Genomic DNA, 1,597 nt, shown 5'->3' on the forward strand with positions numbered 1-1,597 from the left:
CTAGACCGGGCAGTGGTGGTGGGCGGTACTCCATCCCCATCGCCAGCAGCACCCGCTTGACGCGCTCGTGGCTGCCGTCGGCCAGCTCGATGTCGAATCCGCCGTCGCGGCGCTGGGCGGTGCGCACCTCCCCGCTTCGCACCTCGACGCTCGGATACTGTTGCAGCTCTTTTCTGCTCAGCTCGTACAACTCGGTGGCGGGCCGCCCATCGTGACCCAGCAGGCCGCCGATCCCCTTGGCCGCGAGGTTGCTCTGTCGGCCGGCATCAACGAGCAGCGTGCGCCGTCGGGCCCGACCGAGCACCAGCGCGGCGCTCAGTCCCGCAGCTCCGCCGCCGACGACCAGGCACTCCCAATCATTTTCCATGACCCGAGCTTGCCCAAACACCGCATCAATGCCAAGCTAGCTTGCCATGGAGGCAAAAGACGAGGACAGCGTGGATCTCCGGGTGCGGCGCCGACTGCGGGAACTACGGCAGCAGCGGGGCATGACGCTCGACGACGTCGCCGGCAGGTCCAACATCGACGTCTCCACGCTCAGCCGCTTGGAATCCGGCAAGCGCCGTCTGGCTCTCGACCACCTGCCCCGGTTGGCCGCTGCACTGTCGGTGAGCACCGACGAGTTGCTCAGCGCCCCCGAAGCGCCCGACCCGCGGGTGCGAGGGGGTTCACACACCCGCCATCTGGTCACCTACTGGCCGTTGACCCGCCAGGGCCCGGCAGGCGGACTCCACGCGTTCAAACTCCGGGTCAGCGCGCGGCGGCGCACCCCACCCGCCGAGCTACCGGTCCACGAAGGGCACGACTGGATGTACGTGCTGTCCGGGCGGCTTCGGCTGATCCTCGGTGACCGTGACTTCGTCATCGAACCCGGTGAGGCCGTGGAGTTCTCGACGTGGACGCCGCACTGGTTCGGCGTCGTCGACGGCCCGGTGGAAGCGATCGCGCTGTTCGGCGCACACGGTGAGCGGGCACACCTGCACACTGATCACAAGTAGGCGGTCTGATTGACCAGCCGCACCGATGCCGCGCCGTCCGGGTAGAACTCAGCGATCGACAGCGATGCGAGGTCGAGGTGCAGCCGGTACAGAATCGCCGGACCGGCATCGAGCGCCACTCGCAGCAGGGTCTTGATCGGCGTCACGTGCGAGACCACCAGGACCGTCTGGCCACTGTGTTCGGTGATGATCCGCTGCTGGGCGATACGTACCCGAGTGGCGACGGCGTCGAAGCTCTCCCCGCCCGGCGGCGGCACCGAGGTGTCGCGCAGCCAGCTGCGGTGCAGCTCCGGATCGCGCTGGGCGGCTTCGCCGAACGTGAGTCCTTCCCACGCACCGAAGTCGGTCTCGATCAGGTCCTCGTCGACCACGACGTCGAGGCCCAACTTCCCGGCCGCTGCCGAGGCGGTGTCGTGAGCCCGCCGCAACGGAGAGGACACGACGGCGGCGATACCGCCGTTCACCCCGAGGTACTGCGCGGCCGCCTCCGCCTGCCGTGCACCGAGATCGGTCAGCTCCGGGTTGCCCCGTCCGGAGTAGCGGCGCTGGACCGACAGTTCGGTCTGCCCGTGACGAAGGAGCAGCAACCGGGTCGGCGC

General features: G+C 68.8%; 3 protein-coding genes. 1 reads left to right on the plus strand and 2 read right to left on the minus strand.

The window, feature by feature from the left end; all coding sequences use genetic code 11:
- A partial coding sequence (locus WA944_RS12535) for an FAD-dependent oxidoreductase (RefSeq protein WP_526646992.1) occupies positions 1–367 on the minus strand: 367 nt, incomplete at its 3' end.
- 46 nt (positions 368–413) lie between these two features.
- Between WA944_RS12535 and relB the strand changes: the two genes are divergently transcribed.
- A complete protein-coding gene (gene relB / locus WA944_RS12540) occupies positions 414–998 on the plus strand; it encodes a type II toxin-antitoxin system RelB family anti-toxin (protein ID WP_526369032.1) in 585 nt (194 codons plus the stop codon).
- Here relB and WA944_RS12545 read toward each other — a convergent pair.
- A partial coding sequence (locus WA944_RS12545; protein ID WP_526369030.1) for a bifunctional RNase H/acid phosphatase occupies positions 989–1,597 on the minus strand: 609 nt, incomplete at its 5' end. The genes relB and WA944_RS12545 overlap by 10 nt on opposite strands.

It is taken from the genome of Mycobacterium sp. (genome assembly GCF_049683355.1).
Taxonomy (GTDB): domain Bacteria; phylum Actinomycetota; class Actinomycetes; order Mycobacteriales; family Mycobacteriaceae; genus Mycobacterium.

Bases quoted from the DNA above. Each gene is read 5' to 3' on its own strand.
- relB (WP_526369032.1), top strand. From the start codon at position 414: ATGGAGGCAAAAGACGAGGACAGCGTGGATCTCCGGGTGCGGCGCCGA.